Below are 20,116 nucleotides of genomic sequence, written 5' to 3'. Positions count from 1 at the left end.
GGCCTGCTGACCGCTCAGCCGCCGCCCGTCTCCTCGGCCCGGGTGGACACGTACGCCCCCTGCCCCTCGATCGTGTAGACGAGGCCCTCGCCGCTGAGCACCTCGACGGCGCGGCGTACGTCCTCGGGGGCGAACCCGTGCTCACGAACGAGGCGCTCCTCGGACGGCAAGGGACGGTCGGGCTCGATCCGGCCGCGCACTATCTCCTCGCGAAGCATCGCCGCGAGCCGCCGGTGCGCGGGGACCGGTTCCTCGGGATCGTTGGTGACGGCCACGCCCCACCACTGCCCGGCCCCGCCCGATCCAACCCTTGCCCTCCGCCGCGGCTCGTCGTTCCCCGCCGCCTCAGTCGCGAGCGGGCTCCGCGTGACGATCGGTCGTGGGTTCCGGACGGGGCGAACGCAGCGCCGGAGCGGTGAGGGCCACGAACAACGCCAGTACGGCGGGCACCAGCAACGCGTGCGGAAGGGTGACGACCTCGGCCAGGCCGCCGATCAGAACGGGACCGGCGAGGAAACCGGTGTAGCCGAGGCTCGCCACGGCGGCGAGCGCGCGGCCCGACTGGGCCGGGTCGCGGTGCCCGGCGGCCGAGAACACCTGCGGGATGATGCACGAAAGGCCCGCGCCGAACAGACCGAATCCGACGACCCCGGCGACCGGTTCGCCGACGAGGATCCCGGCCGCGAGACCTGCCCCGGCGAGCCCCCCGCAGCAGCGCACCAGCGTGACCTGCCCCAGCCAGGCGGCGAGGCGGTCCCCGGCGAACCGGCCCGCCGTCATCATGATCGAGAAGGCGGCGTACGCGGCAGCGGCGAAACCGGGGGAGGAGCCCAGGTTGTCACGAAGGTAGACCGAGCCCCAGTCGGCCGCGGCGCCTTCGCCGATCATGCAGCAGAACGCGAGGACGCCGAGGAGCAGCACGGTGCCGCCGACGCGCCGGCGTGCGGGTCGCGCCTCGGGGGAGCCCGCCTGCGCCGCCTCTTGTGCCGGGTCGTCGCGCGTCGCCCAGCGGGCGCTCAGCAGGGCGATGAGGAGGATCGCCGCACCCATCGCCGCGAAGGTGACGCCGGGACTCACCCCGGCGTGGGCGAACATGCCGCCGGCGGATGCCCCCACGAACCCTCCGACGCTGAACACCGCGTGGAAGGACGACATGATCGACTTTCCGGACGCCCGCTCCACCACCACGGCGTTGGCGTTCATCGCGACGTCGAGCGTGCCGCAGACCGCGCCGAACGCGAACAGGGAGAGCGCGAGCGCCGGCAGGTTCGGCATGTAGGCGGGAAGCACGAGGACGAGGCCCTGGGCGATGGCCACCGGCAGCATGGTCCGGTAGCTGCCGTAGCGGTCCACCAACCTGCCGACGACCTGCATGCCGGTGATGGCGCCGGCCGCGATGCCGAGCAGTCCCAGGCTGAGCGCGCCGTCGCTCAACCCCAGGCCCGCCTTGATGGCGGGGATCCGGCTGGTCCACGTGCCCATGGCCATGCCGGACAGCAGGAACAGTCCGTAGACGGCCACGCGAGCGCGCAGAAGCGCCGGGCGGGCGGGGGCGGACAGAGCCATGTGGTGCTCCTCGGGGGCGCTGGGAGGTTCATACCGGAAGGTTCGTCTGTGTGGTCGCGGGTGTGGTCGCGGGTGTGGTCGCGGGTGTGGTCGCGAATGTCGACGCGACATGCTGTCGCGGGAGTGCCCGGTGCGAAGTGGCGGGGCATCCGGCCGGCGTACTGCCGCAGAAGTCTGCTCGTGTCGTCCGATGGAGTTGTATGGCCGGGTTGTGCCAACCGGCTGTGCCGGCGAGGTGTGCGAACGATCAAGGCAGGTGTTCGCGCCACCCGCCCGGGGAAACCGCCCGGCGTGGCGACCGCCCGGAGTGGAGTCTGAGGGCGCAACTCGGGGTCGGGGGAGGACTCCTGTCTCGCGTATCCGCCCGGCCCAGGTCCGACGCGGGGGGTGATCCCCGGGCGACGCCACTCTTTCGACACGGACGTCCCCGGCTCCAGCAGGGGAGAGGTGGTGCTCAGGTGACGGGGACGGAGGCGGGGACGGTGCGTACGGCGACGCCGGCGGCGGTGAGAGCGTCGTGCTGGTCCCGGGGGATGTTCTCGTCGGTGACGACCACGTCGAGCCGGTCGAGCCCGCAGACCGCGCCGAACGCCGTACGGGTGAACTTCCCCGAGTCGCACGCGACGACGACGCGGCGGGCCGAAGCGATCGCGGCCTGTTTGATGGCCACCTCGGGCAGGTCGTGCGCGGTCAGGCCGTGTTCGGCCGACAGACCGCAGCAGCCGATCACCGCGGTGTCGAACCGGAGGGCCTTGATCGACGTCTCGGTGAGCGGCCCCACGAAGTTCATCTCCCCGTGCCGCACCTCCCCGCCGGGCAGGACGAGGCGGACGCGGGGTGCGCCCGCCAGTTCCTGCGCCGCCTGCAGCGCCAGCGGCAGGATGGTCAGGCGGCGCTCGCGTACGGCTCGGGCGACTTCGAGCGCGGTCGTGCCGCCGTCGAGCAGCACGGCCTCGCCGTCGGCCAGCAGGCCCGCGACCTCGGCGCCGATGCGGCGCTTGGCGTCGATCGCCTCCCGCTCGCGCACGCCGAACGGCGGCTCCTCGCCACGCAGCAGCAGGCTCAGGGCGCCGCCGCGAACGCGCCGCACCACCCCTTGCTGGGCGAGTTCGTCCAGGTCACGGCGGATGGTCATCTCCGAGACGCCGTATGCCAGCGCCAGTTCGGACACGGAGACGCTGTCGGACGTACGCAGCGCGTTCATGATGGCCCGGATCCGTTCGGCACTTTCCACGCGTTCATTTGAACATAGTCTATGTGCGAAAGCAAATAAATCTACGTTGTAAAGGTGGCAGACTGGTTATATGCGCGCGAGCCGGTTGCTGTCCCTGCTGCTCCTGCTACAGACACGCGGCAGGATGACCGCCACCGAAATCGCCGAAGAGCTGGAGGTTTCGGTCCGCACCGTCTACAGGGACGTCGAGGCCCTGTCGGCCGCCGGTGTGCCCGTCTACGCCGACCGTGGGCCGCTCGGCGGTTACCAGCTGCTCGACGGCTACCGTACCCGCCTGAACGGGCTCACGGTGGAGGAGGCGTCCTCCCTGTTCCTGACCGGCCTGCCGGGGCCGGCCGCCGAACTCGGTCTCGCCGACTTCGCCGCGGCGGCGGAGCTGAAGCTGCTGGCCGCGCTGCCGCCCGAGCCGCGTTCCCACGCGGCCAGGATGCGGGAGAGGTTCCACCTCGACGTGCCGGGCTGGTATCGCGGCGCCGACGAGGCGCCGTTCCTCACGGAGGTCGCCGAGGCGGTGTGGGAGGAGCGGGTGCTCCGGCTGCGCTACCGCCGGTGGGGGCCGGCCGAGGTGGAGCGGCTGGTGCACCCCTATGGGCTGGTCCTCAAGGGTGGTTCCTGGTATCTCGCCGCCGCCTGCTCGGGCACCGTGCGGACCTACCGAGTGGGCCGGATCATCGAGGCCGAGGTGCTGTCGGAGCGCTTCGAACGGCCGCAGGACTTCGACCTCGCCGAGTTCTGGCGCGATTTCGCCGCGGAGTTCGCCTCACGCATGTACACGGCCGAGGCGGTGGTGCGGCTCGCGCCCGGTGCGGAGGACCTGCTCCGGTTCACCCTGGGAGGAGACGTCGTCGACAAGGCGCTGGCTGACGGACGGCCGGAGCCCGGCGGCTGGACCCGGCTGACGCTGCCGATCGAGTCCCTCACGCACGCTCGGTGGCTGTTCCTGCGCATGGGCGTCCTCGTCGAGGTGCTGGAGCCGGCCGACCTCCGCGCGCTGATGACCGAGGCCGTCGCGGACCTTTCCCGTATGTACGGCGCGGCGCCGGAGGACGAGCCCGGTGCCGGACGCTGAAGCGGACGGCACAGGGTCCCGGCGCGGACTGCCCGGTCGTTCCGGTCTCAGCGGCTCAGCGCGGTCTCTCGTTCCACGCGCGACAGCTTGTCGGGATTGCGGATGAAGTAGATCCCGGCGATGAGCCCGTCCTCGATCCGCATCGCCACGACGCCGTCGATCTCCCCGTCGATCCGCATGACGAGACCCGGGTGGCCGTTGACCTGCACCGGCTCGACCGACACCTCGGTGCCGAACCTGTCCAGGCCGGCGGCCAGCAGGCGAGCCACCTTGCCGGCCCCCAGGATGGGCTGCGCCAGGGCCTTCTTGATTCCGCCGCCGTCGCTCAGGAGGACGACGTCGGGGGCGAGGATGTCGAGCAGGCGTTGCAGGTCGCCGGTCTCGACTGCCCGTTGGAAGGCCTGGAGGGCGTCGCGGGTCACGTTCGGGGACACGACGTCGCGGGGGCGCCGGGCGGCGACGTGTGAGCGGGCGCGGTGGGCGATCTGGCGGACCGCGGCCTGGCTCTTGCCGACGGCTTCGGCGATCTCGTCGTAGTCCAGGTCGAACACCTCGCGCAGCACGAACACCGCCCGCTCGGTCGGCTGAAGCGTCTCCAGCACCAGCAGCATCGCCATCGAGACGCTGTCGGCCAGCTCGACGTCCTCGGCCACATCAGGCGCGGTCAGCAACGGCTCGGGCAGCCACGGCCCGACGTACGACTCCTTGCGGCGGCCGAGCGTACGCAGCCGGATCAGCGCCTCGCGGGTGACGATCCGCACCAGGTAGGCACGATGATCCCTTACCGTGCCGAGGTCGACACCCGCCCAGCGCAGCCAGGTCTCCTGCAGGACGTCCTCGGCGTCCGCGGCCGAACCGAGCATCTCGTAGGCCACGGTGAACAGCAGGTTGCGGTGGGCGACGAACGTCTCCGTGGCGACGTCCAGGGGTTCCCCCTGAGTGAACGGCTCGGCCGCGTCCACCTGTCCCTCGCTCATCACCGGCTCCTGCCTTATCGCGCTCGACTGGGCCACACCTATTGGGCCACACGCACAAGATGCCTATCTTCGAGGTTCTGTGACTCCGGTGACTGGTGGCGTACGTCACACAACCGCGCTGTCACAGGCGGCGGGGCACCGGCATCTCGTGTTCGTCAGGACGCCGCGCGGACGATCCGCGTGGCACGCGACTCCACGGAGTGAGGACGGATGACGAACTCGGAGCGGACCTCGGTGCTGATCACCGGAGGCAACAAGGGACTCGGTTTCGAGACGGCCCGGCGGCTCGGGGAAGAGGGGTGGACGGTCTTTCTCGGCTCGCGTGACGAGGACCGCGGGCGCGCGGCCGCCGGCAAGCTGACCGCCGGTGGCGTCGAGGTGGTCATGGTCCCGCTGGACGTGACCTCGGACGAGTCGGTGGCCGACGCCGTACGGCTCGTCCGCGAGCACACCGACCGCCTGGACGTACTGATCAACAACGCCGGCACGCCGGGAAGGGTCGTCGCGCCCGCGGACGCGACGGTGGACGAGATCCATTCCGTCTACGAGACCAACGTGTACGGACCGATCAGGGTCACGCACGCGTTCCTTCCCCTGCTGCGGGCGGCGGACAATCCGCGGGTGGTGATGGTGTCCAGCGGCGGCGGCTCCTTCGCGGTGGTGACCGATCCGGAGCAGCCCGTCTCGAGAATGCACGAGCTCGCCTACAGCTCGTCGAAGGCGGCGCTGAACATGATCACCGTTCGGTACGCCCAGGCGCTCCCGGAGATCAAGTTCAACGTCGCCACTCCCGGAGAGGTCGCGAACCGCAAGTTCGCCGCCACCGACATGAACAACCACACCGGCCAGCTGACGGTCACCGAGGGCACCGACTCGATCGTCAGACTCGCGACGCTCGGCCCCGACGGGCCGAGCGGGATCTTCATCGACCGCCTCGGCCCCGTCGGGTGGTGACCGCCGCCGGCCGGCGTCAGGAGCCGGTGAGTATGACGAGTCGCTGGGTCGCCCGGGTCATGGCGACGTAGCGGTCGACCGCCCCCTCGGCGCCCTCGCCGAACCTCTCCGGGTCGATGAGGACGACCAGGTCGAACTCGAGCCCCTTCGACAGCTCGGGGGTCAGCGACCGGACGCGGGAGGTCTCCTCGAACGAGGGGTCGCCGATGACGCAGGCGGTCCCATCGGCATGCTCGGCGAGCCAGGTGTTGAGAAGCGCGCTGAGATCCGAAACTGATCCGTGTACGACGGGGAGGCCGCTGCTACGGATGGAGGTCGGCACGTTGGCGTCCGGGAGAACGGCCCGGATGACCGGCTCGGCCTCCGCCATGACCTCTTCCGGCGTCCGGTAGTTGACACTCAGGGAGGCCAGGGTGATCCGGTCGAGCCCGATCCGCTTCAGCCGTTCGTGCCACGACTCGGTGAACCCGTGCCTGGCCTGGGCGCGGTCCCCGACGATGGTGAAGCTCCGGGACGGGCAGCGCAGCAGCAGCATCTGCCACTCCGCGTCGGTGAGCTCCTGAGCCTCGTCCACGACGATGTGCGCGAACGGGCCGGCGAGCCGGTCCGGGTCGGCGGCGGGCAGTGCGGACTCGTCGACCAGGGCTTCCTGCAGGTCCTGTCCGCGCAGCATCGACATCACGAGCATCTCGGAGTCGTCGGCCTCGATCAGGTCGTCGACGACCCGCGCCATGCCCTCGCGCTGGGCCGCGACAGCGGCGTCATGGCGGCGCCTGCGTCGTGAGGCCTCCGGGTCGCCGAGCCGCTGCCGCGCCGCGTCCAGGAGCGGCAGGTCGGACACCGTCCACGCCTGGGCGTCCGCACGCTGCAGCTTCCGTACGTCGTCCACGCTGAGCCACGGAGCGCACATCCGCAGGTATGCGGGCACCGACCACAGGTCGCCGACGAGGTCGGTCGCTTCGATCAGCGGCCACGCGCGGTTGAAGGTCGTGAGCAGTTCCCTGTCCCGCAGCAGCGACCTGCGGACCAGTTCGGCCGGGACGTCGCCGTCGTGCTTGTCCACCAGGATCGTGAGCAGCTCGTCCCAGATCTGGTCGCGCGCCTCGTTGTGCGGAGTGCCGGGTTCCGGTGCTTCGAACGCCTCGGCCCAATCGTCGGCGCTCAGCCGGATGTCGGACCAGGGGGTCGTGACCGTCATCTCCTTTGTGGGCGGGTTCTCGTAGAACCTGACGGCCGGCTCGATGGCCTTCACCAGATCCGCGGACGATTTCAGGCGGGCCACGTCGGGATCGGTCTCGATCGCTGCCGTGGCTCCCTCGGGGACGAGGTCCCGCAGGGTGCAGATCTGCACGCCCTCCTCTCCGAGGCTGGGCAGTACGTCGGCGACATAGGCCAGGTAGGGCTGGTGCGGACCGACGAACAGCACGCCGCCCCGGCGCTGACCGAGACGAGGGTCGGAGTAGAGGAGGTAGGCGGAGCGGTGCAGAGCGACGACGGTCTTCCCCGTGCCGGGGCCGCCGTCGACGACGAGAGCGCCCTCGGATCCCGCGCGGATGATGGCGTCCTGGTCGGCCTGGATGGTGCCGAGCACGTCGCGCATCCGTGGCGACCGGCTGCTGCCCAGGCTGGCGATGAAGGCGGACTGGTCGTCGAGCGCGGCGTGCCCTTCGAACCTGTCCGGGGTGAACACCTCGTCCCAGTAGTCGCTGATCCGGCCGCGGGTCCAGCGATACCTGCGGCGGCTGGTCAGCCCCATCGGGTTGGCGTGGGTGGCTCCGAAGAACGGCTCGGCCGCGGGGGAGCGCCAGTCGAGCAGCAGCCGGCGGCCCGCGCTGTCGGTGAGGCCCAGCCGTCCGATGTACACGGGCTCGGAGTTGTCCTCGCCGACCATATGTCCGAGGCACAGGTCGAGGCCGAAGCGCCGCAGCACGCGCAGGCGAGCGGTCAGCCGGTGGACCTCCAGGTCCCGGTCCAGCGCCTGCCGGCCTGTCCCGCCGGGTGCCTTGAGTTCGGCGTCGAGGCGGTCGGACAGCTCGGCGATCGACTGTCCGAGGCTTTCGGCGATGGCCGAGAAGTGCCGCTCATCGGCGGCGATCAGCCTCGGATCGGCCTTGTGGGAGAGGTGGTCGGGAAGATCGAACGCGCTGGTGGGCAGCGGGTTCACGTCATCAGCTCCGATCTGGGTCGCTTGCGACCATCACGCGCACCAAGGCGCCCGAACCGCTGTGACGAAACCGGTGGCCATGACGAGCAGACGTGGACACCTGTTGCTGTTGCCGGTTCAGGTCGCCAGGGTGCGCAGGTTCTCGTGTTCCTGGGTTCTGGCGCGACGATCCCGCGTGGTTCAGGCGGGCACTGGGCTTGCTGAACCACGGGGCTTGCCTGAACCACGGGGCTTGCCTGAACCACCGGCCTTTCCCCGCCGACCGCGTCGAGCCCCGTCACGGGCTCGACGCGGTCGGCGCGACCCGAACGTCGACAACGACACACGCACGTCCCGTCCCCCGTTTTCCGCAGGCGCTGCTTCCGGCCGACGATTCTGCGGCACGACCGGGGTCTTGCCGCAAGCCCCCCTGTGCGCTATACGTTGAAAATGGAAAGGAGCGGATGATCCCCTTTCCCTTTCCCTTCATCTGCGGCGTGCCGTGTGATGCTCCGGGCTGAGCCTGGCGCGAGGGTCGCGCGAGGGTCGGTGGTACGGTCCCTCGGCTGTCGAAGGTGGTACGCGCGGCCCGGTGTTCGTCACTCATCCCCGAAGCAAGTGAGCGGTGCCGGCGTCCCAGTAGGCGGTCTCGAGACCACTTTCCCGCCTTACGTGGTTTGATCAACGGGATGGTCAACAGAGGCGGAGCGTCATGGCATCTCCCGGAAAGCTGGGCGGGAAGATCGCACTGGCCGGGGTCGGAGCGCTGGCATTAGTGGCGATCGCGTTGGGCGGCGTCGCTGCGGCGAACCAGTCCCACGGGTCAGAGGTGACCGTGGTGAGGGAGACGCGAGGGGTCAGCGGCCGGGGGATCCTGTCGACGAACGTGGTGTGTGGAAAGGATCTGCGGGCCGTGGGCGGAGGTCATGCTTTTCGCGGAGCCCATGACGTGAGCAAGCCGGTGGCGTTTCCGGTAAGCGCGCCCGGCAGCACGAGCGACACTCCTGGTGCTGTTCAGAACGCATGGGACTTCGTCGTGGTGAACCCTACGAGCGAGAAGATCAGCGTCGAGCTTTACGCGATGTGCGTGCCCATAGGTTGGCCAGCCCCCTAGCAGTGCTTTCTTAGAGGGCACGGCGCGCGGGCGGAGGACCATGAGCGAGTCGGTCGGCTCGGCGGCCGTGACGGGCGACACCGCCGGTCACCGGTAACCCGCCTGGTCGCCTGCGGAGCGGGGCAGGAATTCCGTTGCGGCGCTCGGGCATGGGCCGGGACGATGAGCGCGTGATCTGGCTCGCTTTCCTCGGTTCCTGTCTTCTGCTCGCGATGATCCCGGGTGTCAGCACCGCGGTGATTCTGCGGCAGACGCTCAGGGCTGGGCGCTCGTCCGGGGTGGCCGCTCTCCTCGGCAACGAAACCGGCATCTTCCTGTGGGCGATGGCCGCCGTGTTCGGTCTGTCCGCGCTGGTCCTGGCCTCGGAGGTCGCGTACGGCGCGATGAAGGCGGTGGGCGCGGCGCTCCTGATCGTGATGGGCGTCCAGTCGCTGTGGAAGGCCAGGCGCGCGCCGGCAGCCCTCGACGCGTCCACTCCGTACGACGGGGGCGAGGCGCGGAGTGCGGGCGGCTGGCGCCGCTCGTACGGCCTGGGGCTCGCGACGTGCGGCGCCAACCCCAAGGCCGCCGTGTTCGCGATGTCGTTCCTGCCGCAGTTCGTGCCGCAGGGCGCGCACGTGCCGCTGACGCTGACGATGCTCGCGGTGATCTGGGTGGCCGTGGACGTGATCTGGTACGTCGGGGTGATCTGGCTGGTCGGCCGCGCCGGTGCCGTGCTCGGCAGGCCCGCGGTCCGCCGCCGTCTGGAACAGGTGTCGGGGACGGTCCTGGTCGCCCTCGGCGTCCGCGTCGCACTGGAGGCCCGATGACGGTCTGGCACGAGGAGCGGGGCTCCGGCGAGCCCATTGTCCTGCTGCACTCCAGCGTCGCCGACTCGGGCATGTGGGATCCTCAGTGGCAGCCGCTGGGGGAGCGGTTCCGCGTCATCCGGCTCGACTTCCGGGGGCACGGGCGCACGCCGTGCGTCGCGGAGGGGCCGTACTCGGACGCCGGCGACGTCGCGGACCTGCTCGCGGCGCTCGGGCTGCGCCGGGTCGGGCTCGTCGGGTCGTCGTACGGCGGGCGGGTCGCGCTGGAGCTCGCGACCGGGCATCCCGATCTCGTCTCACGGCTCGTGCTGCTGAACGCGGGCTGCGGCCTGCCGCCTACTCCCGATCTTGAGGCGTTCGGGGCGGAGGAGGACCGGCTGATCGAGGCGGGCGACGTCGGGGGAGCGGTGGACCTCAACGTCCGCACGTGGCTGGGGCCCGAGGCGGACGAGCCGGTCAGGGCGCGGCTGGCGGCGATGCAGCGGCACGCGTTCGAGGTGCAACTGGCCGCCGACCCCGAGCCCGAGCGGCGCAGAGAACCGATCGACCTGGCGGTGGTCACCGCGCCCACGCTGGTGGTCACCGGCGGCCATGACCTGCCGTATTTCCGGGAGAGCGGACGGCACATGGCGGAGGCGCTGCCGGACGCGACGCTGCTCGAACTCGACTGGGCCGGTCACCTGCCGAGCCTGGAGCGCCCCGTCGAGATCACTCGTCTGCTGATCGGGTTCCTTTCCTAATCTACTTTGTAAAGGGGCCCGGTTGATGAGAAAACCAAGATCAAATTCATAGAACCCCCGACAAAGGGGAAAGCCCGGCACGAACCTCGTGCCGGGCTTTCATGGACTGGTCAGTGGTTGACGGTACTCATTCCGGCCGGGTTGTACCGGTCGCCGGCGACCTGACCGGCGAGAGAGTCGAGCGCGTCGAGGTGGTCCGCCTCGAACTTGATCTCCAGGGCCGCGACGTTCTCCTCCAGCCGGGTGACCCGCTTGGTGCCGGGGATCGGCACGACGTCGTCCCCGCCCCGGGTAAGCACCCAGGCGAGGGCCACCTGGGCCGGGGTCGCGCCGAGCGCGGCGGCGATCTCGCCGACCTTGGCCACCAGAGCCTGGTTGCTGGCGAAGTTGTCACCCTGCCAGCGGGGGTTGTGGTGGCGGAAGTCGTCGTCGGACAGCTCCCCGGTGTTCGTGATCGCGCCGGTCAGGAGGCCGCGGCCGAGCGGGCTGTAGGCGACCAGGCCGATGCCGAGCTCCCGGAGCGTGGGCAGCAGTTCGTTCTCGATGTCCCGGGTGAACAGGGAGTACTCGTACTGCCCGGCGGTGACGGGGTGGACGGCGTGGGCGCGGCGCACGGTGGCGGGCGCGGCCTCGGAGATGCCGAGGTGGCGGACCTTGCCGGCCTCGACCAGCTCCTTCATGGCGCCCCAGGTCTCCTCGACGGGGACGCCGGGGTCGATGCGGTGCTGGTAGTACAGGTCGATGTGGTCGACCCCGAGCCGTTCGAGCGAGGCGTCGCAGCAGCGGCGCACGTAGTCGGGGCGGCCGTTGACGCCCACGCGGGTGCCGTCGGGCAGGCGCTCGATGCCGAACTTGGTCGCCAGCACCACCTGGTCGCGCCGGTCGGCGACGGCCTTGCCGACGAGCCTCTCGTTGGTGAAAGGCCCGTACGCGTCGGAGGTGTCAAGGAGGGTGACCCCCAGGTCGAGCGCGCGGTGAAGGGTCCTGATCGATTCGGACTCGTCGCCCGGACCGTAGAAGTCGCTCATTCCCATGCAGCCCAGGCCGAGCGCCGAGGTGCGGAGGCCCTGGCCGAGCGTGTGCTGCTTCATTCTTCTCCCGTGATTCTGCGGCTGTAGAGATCGATCTTGTAGTCGACGATCTCGAGATCGCTTCGGAGCTGCTCGATTTTGGCGATCATGTCGGCTCTGTGGGCCTCGAGCAGCTCCTTGCGGGCCACGTAGGTGTTCTGGCCCCTGCGGACGAGTTCGGCGTACCTGCGCATCGCGGCGACGGGCATGCCGCTCGCCCGCAGGCGGGTGAGCAGCGCGATCCAGTCGGCGTCCCGCTCGGTGTAGCGCCGGTGGCCGTTGTCGCCGCGTGGTGGCGGCTCCAGCATGAGGCCGGCGCGTTCGTAGTAGCGCAGCGTGTGGGCGGAGAGGCCGGTACGCTGCGCTACCTGCGCGATGGTCATCCCCTCGTCCATGGGGACCAGTCTGGGAGTTAGAGCGCGCTCTAAGTCAAGCCCATGATCACTGGATGCGGCTCATTGGGCGGTGCAGAGGGCGCCGTTCAGGGTGAAGGCGGTCGGCAGCACGTTGGGGCCGCTGTAGGCGCCGACGAAGCCGATCGAGGTGCTCGCGCCGGGGGCGAGCTTACCGTTGTCCGGGGTGCTGGTGACGGTCACCGAGGTCCCGTTCTGCGTCCAGTTTGCGCTCCATCCGCTGCTGACGGTCTGCCATCCGGTGGGCCAGGTGTAGTGGAGGGTCCAGCCGTCGACGGCGGCCGTGCCGGTGTTGGTGATGTCCACGGTGGCGACGAACCCGTTGCCCCAGTCGCTGGTGTCCCTCAGGCGTACCGAGCAGGAGCTCTTGTCGGGGGTGCCGGTGGTGAAGGTGAGCGGCGCGGAGGCCCAGGAGACGCGGCCGGCGGTGTCGCGGGCGATGACGTTGACCGTGTAACGGGAGCCGGGGACGAGGTTGCGCACCGTGAAGGAGGTGCCGGAGGTCTCGCCGAGCTGTTCGGTGACGGCGCCGTTCTGGCGGTGGATCTCGTACTTGGCGACGGGGCTCGCGCCGGGCGCGGCGGCGGGCCAGGAGATGGTGGCGGTCTTGTCGGTGACGCCGCTCGCGGTGGGCTGCCCGGGGGCCGCGGGGGCGCCCGTGGTGGCGGTGGCCGGGTGCAGCACCAGCGTGGTCAGCGAGTACGGCGGGAGGGTCTGGGTGGTGGCGGTGCCGGCGTGGCCGGTGCTGACCGAGGTGGCGCCGTTGGTGAGGGTCTGCACCGTGGGCGCTTCGTCGGCGGGGGAGAACCCCTGGTAGTCGATCTTCACCTGGTGTTCGCCGTCCGGGTCGCGGTTGATCAGCAGGACGGCGAGGTCGCCGTTGGGGCGCCGGGCCGCGTGCGCGACGACCAGCGGCTCGTCGGTCGCCGCGCGGACGAACCGGTCGCCGGGGCGGGCGAACGTGCTGATCATGGAGAGCGCGTGGTAGGGGGCGAAGGGCGTGTTCAGCGGGGGTTCGCAGGTGTCGCCCGAGCACGTGCCGCTGGACAGCATGCCGAGGTCGCCGTAGTCGGTCTGGCCGGCGACGGTGCTGACGGTGCCGATGCCGTTGTGGACGTTCCACCAGTCGATGGTGAAGACGCCCTGTTCCATGAGGCCGGCGTAGGCGTCGGCGGCGAACAGCGCGCCGGGCTGGGTGTTCGGCGCGATCCCGCTGTTGATCTCGGTCACCGCGATGCCGATGTCGCCGGCGCGGGCGCCCGCGTGCTTGGCGATCTGCTTGCGGACCAAGTAGATCATGTCGGGGATGTGGGCGGTCTTGGTGAGGACGTCGGCCGCGTTGTTGTACGGCGGGTACCAGTGCAGGATGACGAAGTCGATCTTCGAGGCGGCGATCGACAGGACGGTGTCGTTCCATGTGGCCTGGTCGCCGCTGGCGACGATGCCGTCGGGCCAGTTGGCGGGGGTGGTCAGCACCGCGCCGATCTTGATGGTCGGATCGACGGCCTTCATCGCGTCCGCGTACTGCACGAGGTTCCTGGCGTACTCGCCGGGGCTCTTGTCGGCGTGGTCGTCGGCCTCCCAGTCGGCGCCGTAGTGGCCGTTGCCGTAGTTCTCGTTGCCGATCTCCCAGTACTTCACGCCGTACTTCTTGGTGACGTTGGCGTACTTCACCCAGTCGGCGGCTTCCTGGGCGGTGCCGGTGCCGTAGTTGGCGATGATGATCGGTTGGGCGCCGGTGCGCTTGGCCCCGCTGATGAAGGTGTCGAAGTCGGTGCCGGGGGCGACGTAGCCGCCCGGGGCGGTGTGGGTCTTCCAGTGGTAGATGTCGCCGTACGACCCGCCCGGGTAGCGCAGCATTTTCACGCCGGCGGCCTTGAGGAGGTCGGCGGTCTCGTTCGTGCCGAGATTGCTGTCCCAGATCGCGTGGTTGGTGCCGACGGCGGTGTCGGACGCGGCGGCCAGGCCCGCGCGGGTGTTGACGGTGACGTTGACGGGCGCGGTGTCGGCGGTCGCGGCGGGTACGCCGGTGAGGAATTGGGCGGCCACCGCTGCGCCCATGAGGAGTGCGATGGCCGGCCTGGCGATGCGCAGGGTGCTCATTACGTCCCTTTTTTCTGGAGGATCTTGCCGTGCGATCGTGATCAGGACGTATGGAGCGGTCAAGCACGCGCCCTCGGGTGTGGCCGTGAGCTGCGGCAGAGTTAGGTGGGACGTGCAACTTTCATCCGGAATCGCCTTCGAGGAGGCAGCTGCTGGTGCCATCCGCAGGATCAGGGTGGCGCGCTGTCGTTCGTCGTAGTGCTCGACGAGTTCGTCCCACAACTGCGTCGGGGACGGCGTCGTCGGACTGGTCGTTCAGGTGGGTTGCCGCTTCGGCCGGCGCCAGGGCGGCCCGTTCGGCATCGGTGAAGTGGGGCGGCGGGCGATCACCGCGTCGTCGGCCAGTTCGGCCGCCGACAGCCCGCCGTCGACGCCGATGACACCGGAATCGACATCCTGTCCGATCCCGGCAGGCTGGCCCAGCTCAACCTCACCCGCCTGGAGCCGTGATGAAGGCCGCCGTTGACCGCCGAGGATCGCGGCCGGGCGGCGGACGGATGGGGATGTCAGGACCCGTGACCGTGACGGACCGGCATGTTCTGGCCGAGCAGGCAGATGTCCGGCTGGGATCCGCAGAAGGCGGACTGCACCTCGAAACCGCCCTGGTCGGTGATGGCCTGCTGCGCCTGTCCCTTGACGAAGGTGGGGGCGATGACGCCAGTCAGGTTCTGGTTGAACCGGCCCGCGCCGGAGCGCCCCTGGCCACCGCCCGCGCGTCCCCCTTTGATCACCTGGCCGCCGCCACCTCCCGGCCGGGGATTGCCGAGCGCTGCGTGGCCCGGGCGCGTGTGATGCGGGGCTACGCGGGCGATCGCGGGCTGCGCGGCCGCGATCCCCACCGCCGTGATCATGAGCGCGGCCATGGCCAGCCGCCGGGGCGCGAGGACCATCGCGAGGAGCTTGGTGTCGCGCGGGTCGCGCGCGCGGGAGCGGGACATCTCGGTACGTGCCTTCCTGTTCCTGCCCCGGCGTTCGCTGTCGCTCGTCCGGTTCCGCCGGGACGTGACGCTCATACCCGGCCTCGAACTCCGTAGCTGCGGCGGGGGGCCAAGTAGCGATCAGGTGTCATCCACGGACCGGGAAACCTCCGGGTGGATCGAGGGTCGGCGCTTACCGAGCCGCCGGCGGGCGCTTCTTAGTGGACGCTGAAGCCGCCGTCGACGCAGATGGCCTGGCCGGTGACGTACGACGAGGCGTCGGAGGCGAGGAAGACGGCCACGCCGCGGAAGTCGTCGGGGACGCCGTTGCGCCCGGTCATGGAGCGGGCGGCCAGTTGCTCCACCCGCCCGGGGACGGCCTGGGCGGGCGCGGTCAGCGGCGTCAGGACGAAGCCGGGGATGATCGTGTTGCTGGTGACCCCGTGCGCCGACCACGCCTCGGCCTGGGAGCGGGTCAGCCCGCAGACGGCGGCCTTGGCCGCGCCGTAGACGCCGCTGTCGCCGAAGGCGCTGATGGACTGCTGGGAGCCGATGTTGATGATGCGCCCCCGGCCCCGGGCGGCCATGCGGGGGCCGAAGTGCTGCCCGAGGAGGAACGGCGCGGTGAGGTTGACGGCGATGGTCTGGTCGTAGTCGCCGACGGTGAGTTCGGCCATGGGCCTGCGGATGTTGTTGGCTGCGTCGTTGACGAGGATGTCGATCTCGCCGAAGAACCCGTCCGCCTCCTCGCACACGCGGGCGACTTCGGCGCGGTCGCCGAGGTCGGCGCTGATCGCGGCCGCGCGCACGCCGTGACTTTCGAGTTCGCCGACGGCCTCGGCGAGTTCCTTGCGCCGCCGGGCGACCAGGACCACGGCCGCCCCGGCGCGTCCGAGTGCCTCCGCCATGGCGTATCCGATGCCGGAGCTGCCACCGGTGACGAGGGCGACCCGGCCGGTGAGTGAGAAGAGTTCCTCGATGTAGATCGGCATATCGCCGGAAGGTAGCAGGAGGCCGGGGCGGGCCCGGCGGACGGGTCAGGCGGGGTCGGCGTCTTCGGCGTGCATCTCGCGCATCACGTCCTCGATCTTGCGCATCACCGTCTCCATGGTGCGCAGGGTCTCGGTGTCGAGGCGCCGCAGGAGGCGGATGTAGCCGCCGGTCCCGGCTTCGATGATCTCGCTGGTGAGCCGCCGCCCGGCCTCGGTGAGCTCGACGCGGCGTACGCGGCGGTCGTGGGGGTCCTCATGACGGTCGGCCAGGCCCTGGGCGACCACGCGGTCGACGATGCCGGTGACGGTGGCCAGGCCGACGCCGAGGTGGCGGGCGAGTTCCTGCCCGGAGGCGGACCCGGCGAACGACAGGAACATGACGACCTTGAGCTGCTGCATCGTGAGGGTGGAGGCCAGCAGCGGCATCGAGCGGTCGCGGGCGAAGAACCGGCCCATGCTGCGCTGCAGTTCCGCGAGGCGGGCGATGATGCACCCGCGCTCAGTGTCCTCCCCGAGGGTGGCGGGGTCGTCCTGCGGGTGGGGGGCGGCCGCCGCGCCGGTTCCGGTGCGCCGCTCGGCTGGGCTGTCGTTCACTGTCACCTCTCGGGTCAAGAGGTTACCAGCCGTTAATGCGACAGCTGAATCTTCGGATGAGGCGAAGTGTTAGGCTGAGGCGAACACTTCCCCCGATGTCAGGAGCTCGGATGACCTCCTTGGCCAGGCTGAGCCTTGCCAACCGCACTCTTGTGATCATGATCACGCTGGTGCTCGCGGGTTTCGGCTTGTTCGCGATTCCCTCGCTGAAGCAACAGCTTTTCCCGTCGCTGGAGTTCCCGGCGGCGTTCACGGTTGCGAGTTATCCGGGTGCCGCTCCCGAGATCGTGGAGGAGCAGGTCACCAAGCCGATCGAGAGCGCGTTCCAGGGTATCGCCGGTGTCACGGACATCACCTCCACCTCGCGGGAGGGGATGTCCCAGGTGCAGGTGGCCTATGAGTACGGCACCGACATCGACCAGATGATCGGGAAGATGCAGCAGGCCGTGAGCCGGATCAAGGCGCAGCTTCCGGCCGACGTCGATCCGCAGGTGGTCGCGGGCGGCACCGACGACATTCCGGTGATGGCGATCGCGGTGGGCGACGGCGGCGACCAGCACGCCATGGTTGACAAGATCGAGAAGATCATGGTGCCGGAGCTGCAGTCGATCGAGGGCGTCCGGGACGTCACCGTCAGCGGCGCCCGGGATGAGCAGGTCGTCATCATCCCCGATCAGAGCAGGCTCGCCCTGCTGGGGCTGTCGGCCGCGGCCATCCCCGACCTCCTGCGGGCCAACGGGGTGTCCATCCCGGCCGGCACGCTGACCGAGGACGGAAAGTCGCTGACCGTGCAGATCGGCGACCCGGTGCGTACGGTGAAGGACCTCGAGAACCTGTACCTGACCCCTGCCGCGCCCGCGGCGGGCCAGGGCGTCGCGGCCGGACAGCGCGGCGGCGCCGGCGCGGGACAGAGCGCAGGACAGGGTGCGGGACAGAGCGCGGCCGCCGGGCGGGGTGCGTCGCAGAGCGCGGCGACGGCACAGACGCAGGCACGGGCCGCCGCGGCCCGGCCGAAGCCGGTCAAGCTCGGCGACGTGGCCGACATCAAGGTCGAGGACGCTTCCGCGACCACGCTCACCCGCACCAACGGCACTCCGAGCCTCGGCGTGTCGATCACGATGGTGCCCGACGGCAACGCCGTGCAGATCTCCCACGACGTGAACGACGCCCTGCCGGACTTGACGCGCGCCCTCGGTGACAGCGCCGAGTTGACGGTGGTGTTCGACCAGGCACCGTACGTCGAGCGGTCCATCGAGGACCTGACCACCGAGGGCCTGCTTGGCCTGGCGTTCGCCGTGGTCGTGATCCTGGTGTTCCTGCTGTCGGTGCGCTCGACCCTGGTCACGGCCGTGTCGATCCCGCTGTCGGTGGTGATCGCGCTGATCGCGCTGTGGATCGGCGACTACTCGCTGAACCTGCTGACGCTGGGGGCGCTGACGATCGCCGTGGGCCGGGTGGTCGACGACTCGATCGTGGTGCTGGAGAACATCAAGCGCCATCTCGCCTACGGCGAGGAGAAGCGCCGGGCGATCCTCGGCGCGGTGCGCGAGGTGTCCGGCGCGGTGACCGCCTCGACGCTCACGACGGTCGCGGTGTTCCTCCCGATCGCCTTCGTCGGCGGGATGGTGGGGCAGCTGTTCAGCCCGTTCGCGATCACGGTGACCGTGGCGCTGCTCGCGTCGCTGCTGGTCGCGCTGACCGTCATCCCGGTGCTGGCGTACTGGTTCCTCAAGGCGCCGGTGCTCACGCCGCAGGAGGCGCAGGCCGTACGCGAGGACGCCGAGCGCAAGGAGCTGCGCAGCCCGCTGCAGCGGATCTACCTGCCGGTGCTGCGTTTCGCGACGCGGCGGCGCCTGATCACGGTGCTGATCGGGGTGGTGGTGTTCGTCGCCACGATGGCGCTGGCGCCCAACCTGAAGACGAATTTCCTCGACAGCTCGGGCAACGACACCACGCAGATCAGCCAGCGGATGCCGGCCGGGACCGACCTGGCGACCACCGACGCGGCGGCCAAGAAGGTCGAGGCGGTGCTCGCGGCCGACGGGGGCGTGAAGTCCTACCAGGTGACGGTCGGCGGCGGGAACCGCTTCCTCGGCGGAGTGGGCGGTGGCTCCGACCGCGCGTCGTTCTCGGTGACCCTCAAGGAGGGCGTGGAGACGTCCGCCCTGGAGGACCGGCTGAGGGAGAGGCTGAAGGGGCTGACGGGGGTCGGCGACATCACGGTCGGCGGCAGCGGCGGCGGGTTCAACTCCGACCAGGTGCAGGTCATCGTGCAGGGCTCGGACCAGGCCGCGCTGAAGACGGCGGCGACCACGGTGCGCGACGCCATGGCCGGGGTGAACGGGCTGCGGGACGTCGCTTCCAATCTCGAAGACAGCGTTCCGCGGGTCGAGGTGCACGTGGACCGGGAGAAGGCCGCCGCCAGGGGCCTGACCGAGGCCGGGATCGGGCAGCTGGTCGCGCAGGCGTTCCGCGGCGCGCCGGTCGGCTCGATCGACGTCGACGGTCGCTCCAGCGACGTGATCCTGCGCGCCGGCGGTGACGCGCCCGACGACATCGCGGCGATCAGGAAGCTCGCGATTCCCACGGCGACGGGCATGGTGAAGCTCGGCGACGTCGCCGACGTGGTGAAGGCCGGCGGGCCGACCCAGATCACCCGGCAGGACGGCGACCGCACCGCGACGGTGTCGGGCACCGCCGCCGCGTCCGACCTGGGCGCGATCACCACGAAGGTCACCGACAAGCTGAAGACGCTGACGCTGCCGGCGGGGGTGACGTACAAGATCGGTGGTGCGAGCTCCGACCAGCAGGACGCGTTCGCCGACCTCGGGGTGGCCATGCTGCTCGCGGTGGCGATCGTCTTCATGATCATGGTGGCGACGTTCCGTAGCCTGGTACAGCCGCTGATCCTGCTGGTGTCGATCCCGTTCGCGGCGACCGGCGCGATCGGGCTGCTGCTGGCCACCGACACGGCGCTCGGCGTGCCCGCGCTGATCGGCATGCTGATGCTGATCGGCATCGTCGTCACCAACGCGATCGTGCTGATCGACCTGATCAACCAGTACCGCGAGCAGGGGCTGGGTGTGGTGGAGGCGGTCATGGAGGGCGGCCGGCGGCGGCTTCGCCCGATCCTGATGACCGCGATCGCGACGATCTGCGCGCTCACCCCGATGGCGCTGGGCGTGACCGGTTCCGGTGGGTTCATCTCCCAGCCGCTGGCCATCGTCGTGATCGGCGGCCTGATCTCCTCGACGCTGCTGACGCTGGTGCTGGTGCCGACGCTGTACACGATGGTGGAGCGGCTGAAGGAGCGCATGCGCCGTACGTCGAAGCAGCCCGCCTCGGGCGACGGCGACGGGGACCTGACCGTGTACGGCAAGGAGGCCCTCGAACCGGCCAAGTGAGCGCGGCCGCCACACAG

16 protein-coding genes are annotated in these 20,116 nt (G+C 70.3%); 5 read left to right on the top strand and 11 right to left on the bottom strand.

The window, feature by feature from the left end:
- Positions 1-14: 14 nt before the first annotated feature.
- The 3 genes from IL992_RS27260 to IL992_RS27250 form a co-directional block, all read right to left on the bottom strand.
- Positions 15-275 carry a winged helix-turn-helix domain-containing protein gene (locus tag IL992_RS27260; RefSeq protein ID WP_204048552.1) on the bottom strand — a complete coding sequence of 87 codons (261 nt, stop codon included), beginning with the start codon at positions 273-275 and terminating at the stop codon, positions 15-17.
- A gap of 70 nt (positions 276-345) precedes the next feature.
- The gene (locus IL992_RS27255) at positions 346-1,566 is read right to left on the bottom strand and encodes an MFS transporter (protein WP_193206216.1); all 1,221 of its coding nucleotides are present in this window, start codon (positions 1,564-1,566) and stop codon (positions 346-348) included.
- A gap of 454 nt (positions 1,567-2,020) precedes the next feature.
- Positions 2,021-2,800, bottom strand: a complete 780-nt coding sequence (locus tag IL992_RS27250; protein ID WP_193206215.1) for a DeoR/GlpR family DNA-binding transcription regulator — start codon at positions 2,798-2,800, stop codon at positions 2,021-2,023.
- A 70-nt stretch (positions 2,801-2,870) separates the two neighbouring features.
- On the opposite strand from IL992_RS27250, the gene IL992_RS27245 reads away from it, so the two are divergent.
- Positions 2,871-3,869 carry a helix-turn-helix transcriptional regulator gene (locus IL992_RS27245; RefSeq protein ID WP_193206214.1) on the top strand — a complete coding sequence of 333 codons (999 nt, stop codon included), beginning with the start codon at positions 2,871-2,873 and terminating at the stop codon, positions 3,867-3,869.
- A gap of 47 nt (positions 3,870-3,916) precedes the next feature.
- On the opposite strand, the gene IL992_RS27240 is transcribed toward IL992_RS27245, so the two are convergent.
- Positions 3,917-4,846, bottom strand: coding sequence for an RNA polymerase sigma-70 factor (locus tag IL992_RS27240; RefSeq protein ID WP_193206213.1), 930 nt, complete (start codon positions 4,844-4,846; stop codon positions 3,917-3,919).
- A 210-nt stretch (positions 4,847-5,056) separates the two neighbouring features.
- Here IL992_RS27240 and IL992_RS27235 point away from each other — a divergent pair, with 210 nt between their 5' ends.
- A complete protein-coding gene (locus tag IL992_RS27235) occupies positions 5,057-5,800 on the top strand; it encodes an SDR family oxidoreductase (RefSeq protein WP_193206212.1) in 744 nt (247 codons plus the stop codon).
- Between the two features lie 16 nt (positions 5,801-5,816).
- On the opposite strand, the gene helR is transcribed toward IL992_RS27235, so the two are convergent.
- Complete coding sequence (gene helR, locus IL992_RS27230; protein ID WP_193206211.1) at positions 5,817-7,964, bottom strand: RNA polymerase recycling motor ATPase HelR; 2,148 nt, start codon at positions 7,962-7,964, stop codon at positions 5,817-5,819.
- Between the two features lie 1,263 nt (positions 7,965-9,227).
- Between helR and IL992_RS27225 the strand changes: the two genes are divergently transcribed.
- On the top strand, positions 9,228-9,866 hold the full coding sequence (locus tag IL992_RS27225) for a LysE family translocator (protein WP_319018854.1): 639 nt from the start codon (positions 9,228-9,230) through the stop codon (positions 9,864-9,866).
- Positions 9,863-10,606, top strand: a complete 744-nt coding sequence (locus IL992_RS27220) for an alpha/beta fold hydrolase (protein ID WP_193206209.1) — start codon at positions 9,863-9,865, stop codon at positions 10,604-10,606. Before IL992_RS27225 ends, IL992_RS27220 begins: the two co-directional genes overlap by 4 nt.
- 110 nt (positions 10,607-10,716) lie before the next feature.
- Here the strand turns inward: IL992_RS27220 and IL992_RS27215 are convergent, their stop codons facing one another.
- From IL992_RS27215 to IL992_RS27190, 6 genes are all read right to left on the bottom strand, one after another.
- On the bottom strand, positions 10,717-11,697 hold the full coding sequence (locus tag IL992_RS27215) for an aldo/keto reductase (protein WP_193206208.1): 981 nt from the start codon (positions 11,695-11,697) through the stop codon (positions 10,717-10,719).
- On the bottom strand, positions 11,694-12,071 hold the full coding sequence (locus IL992_RS27210) for a MerR family transcriptional regulator (protein ID WP_193206207.1): 378 nt from the start codon (positions 12,069-12,071) through the stop codon (positions 11,694-11,696). The genes IL992_RS27215 and IL992_RS27210 overlap by 4 nt, the downstream gene beginning before the upstream one ends.
- A gap of 60 nt (positions 12,072-12,131) precedes the next feature.
- The gene (locus tag IL992_RS47830; protein WP_264295094.1) at positions 12,132-14,192 is read right to left on the bottom strand and encodes a cellulose binding domain-containing protein; all 2,061 of its coding nucleotides are present in this window, start codon (positions 14,190-14,192) and stop codon (positions 12,132-12,134) included.
- Between the two features lie 506 nt (positions 14,193-14,698).
- On the bottom strand, positions 14,699-15,130 hold the full coding sequence (locus IL992_RS27200) for a hypothetical protein (protein ID WP_193206206.1): 432 nt from the start codon (positions 15,128-15,130) through the stop codon (positions 14,699-14,701).
- A gap of 197 nt (positions 15,131-15,327) precedes the next feature.
- Positions 15,328-16,101 (bottom strand): SDR family NAD(P)-dependent oxidoreductase, encoded by a 774-nt coding sequence (locus tag IL992_RS27195; RefSeq protein WP_193206205.1) that lies wholly within the window; start codon positions 16,099-16,101, stop codon positions 15,328-15,330.
- Between the two features lie 45 nt (positions 16,102-16,146).
- Positions 16,147-16,695 carry a MarR family winged helix-turn-helix transcriptional regulator gene (locus IL992_RS27190; protein WP_319018853.1) on the bottom strand — a complete coding sequence of 183 codons (549 nt, stop codon included), beginning with the start codon at positions 16,693-16,695 and terminating at the stop codon, positions 16,147-16,149.
- Between the two features lie 110 nt (positions 16,696-16,805).
- On the opposite strand from IL992_RS27190, the gene IL992_RS27185 reads away from it, so the two are divergent.
- Positions 16,806-20,099, top strand: coding sequence for an efflux RND transporter permease subunit (locus IL992_RS27185; protein ID WP_193206204.1), 3,294 nt, complete (start codon positions 16,806-16,808; stop codon positions 20,097-20,099).
- The last annotated feature ends 17 nt before the right edge of the window (positions 20,100-20,116 follow it).

It is taken from the genome of Microbispora sitophila (assembly GCF_014892245.1).
Classification (GTDB): Bacteria; Actinomycetota; Actinomycetes; order Streptosporangiales; family Streptosporangiaceae; genus Microbispora; species Microbispora siamensis.
This window is presented reverse-complemented; position numbering and strand designations above follow the sequence as displayed.

What these genes read in the sequence shown, in the direction of transcription:
- IL992_RS47830 (WP_264295094.1), bottom strand. Translation starts at nt 14,192, where the DNA reads ATGAGCACCCTGCGCATCGCCAGGCCGGCCATCGCACTCCTCATGGGC.
- IL992_RS27255 (WP_193206216.1), bottom strand. Translation starts at nt 1,566, where the DNA reads ATGGCTCTGTCCGCCCCCGCCCGCCCGGCGCTTCTGCGCGCTCGCGTG.
- IL992_RS27210 (WP_193206207.1), bottom strand. Translation starts at nt 12,071, where the DNA reads ATGGACGAGGGGATGACCATCGCGCAGGTAGCGCAGCGTACCGGCCTC.
- IL992_RS27215 (WP_193206208.1), bottom strand. Translation starts at nt 11,697, where the DNA reads ATGAAGCAGCACACGCTCGGCCAGGGCCTCCGCACCTCGGCGCTCGGC.
- IL992_RS27200 (WP_193206206.1), bottom strand. Translation starts at nt 15,130, where the DNA reads ATGTCCCGCTCCCGCGCGCGCGACCCGCGCGACACCAAGCTCCTCGCG.
- IL992_RS27220 (WP_193206209.1), top strand. Translation starts at nt 9,863, where the DNA reads ATGACGGTCTGGCACGAGGAGCGGGGCTCCGGCGAGCCCATTGTCCTG.
- IL992_RS27240 (WP_193206213.1), bottom strand. Translation starts at nt 4,846, where the DNA reads ATGAGCGAGGGACAGGTGGACGCGGCCGAGCCGTTCACTCAGGGGGAA.
- IL992_RS27235 (WP_193206212.1), top strand. Translation starts at nt 5,057, where the DNA reads ATGACGAACTCGGAGCGGACCTCGGTGCTGATCACCGGAGGCAACAAG.
- IL992_RS27195 (WP_193206205.1), bottom strand. Translation starts at nt 16,101, where the DNA reads ATGCCGATCTACATCGAGGAACTCTTCTCACTCACCGGCCGGGTCGCC.
- IL992_RS27185 (WP_193206204.1), top strand. Translation starts at nt 16,806, where the DNA reads ATGACCTCCTTGGCCAGGCTGAGCCTTGCCAACCGCACTCTTGTGATC.
- IL992_RS27245 (WP_193206214.1), top strand. Translation starts at nt 2,871, where the DNA reads ATGCGCGCGAGCCGGTTGCTGTCCCTGCTGCTCCTGCTACAGACACGC.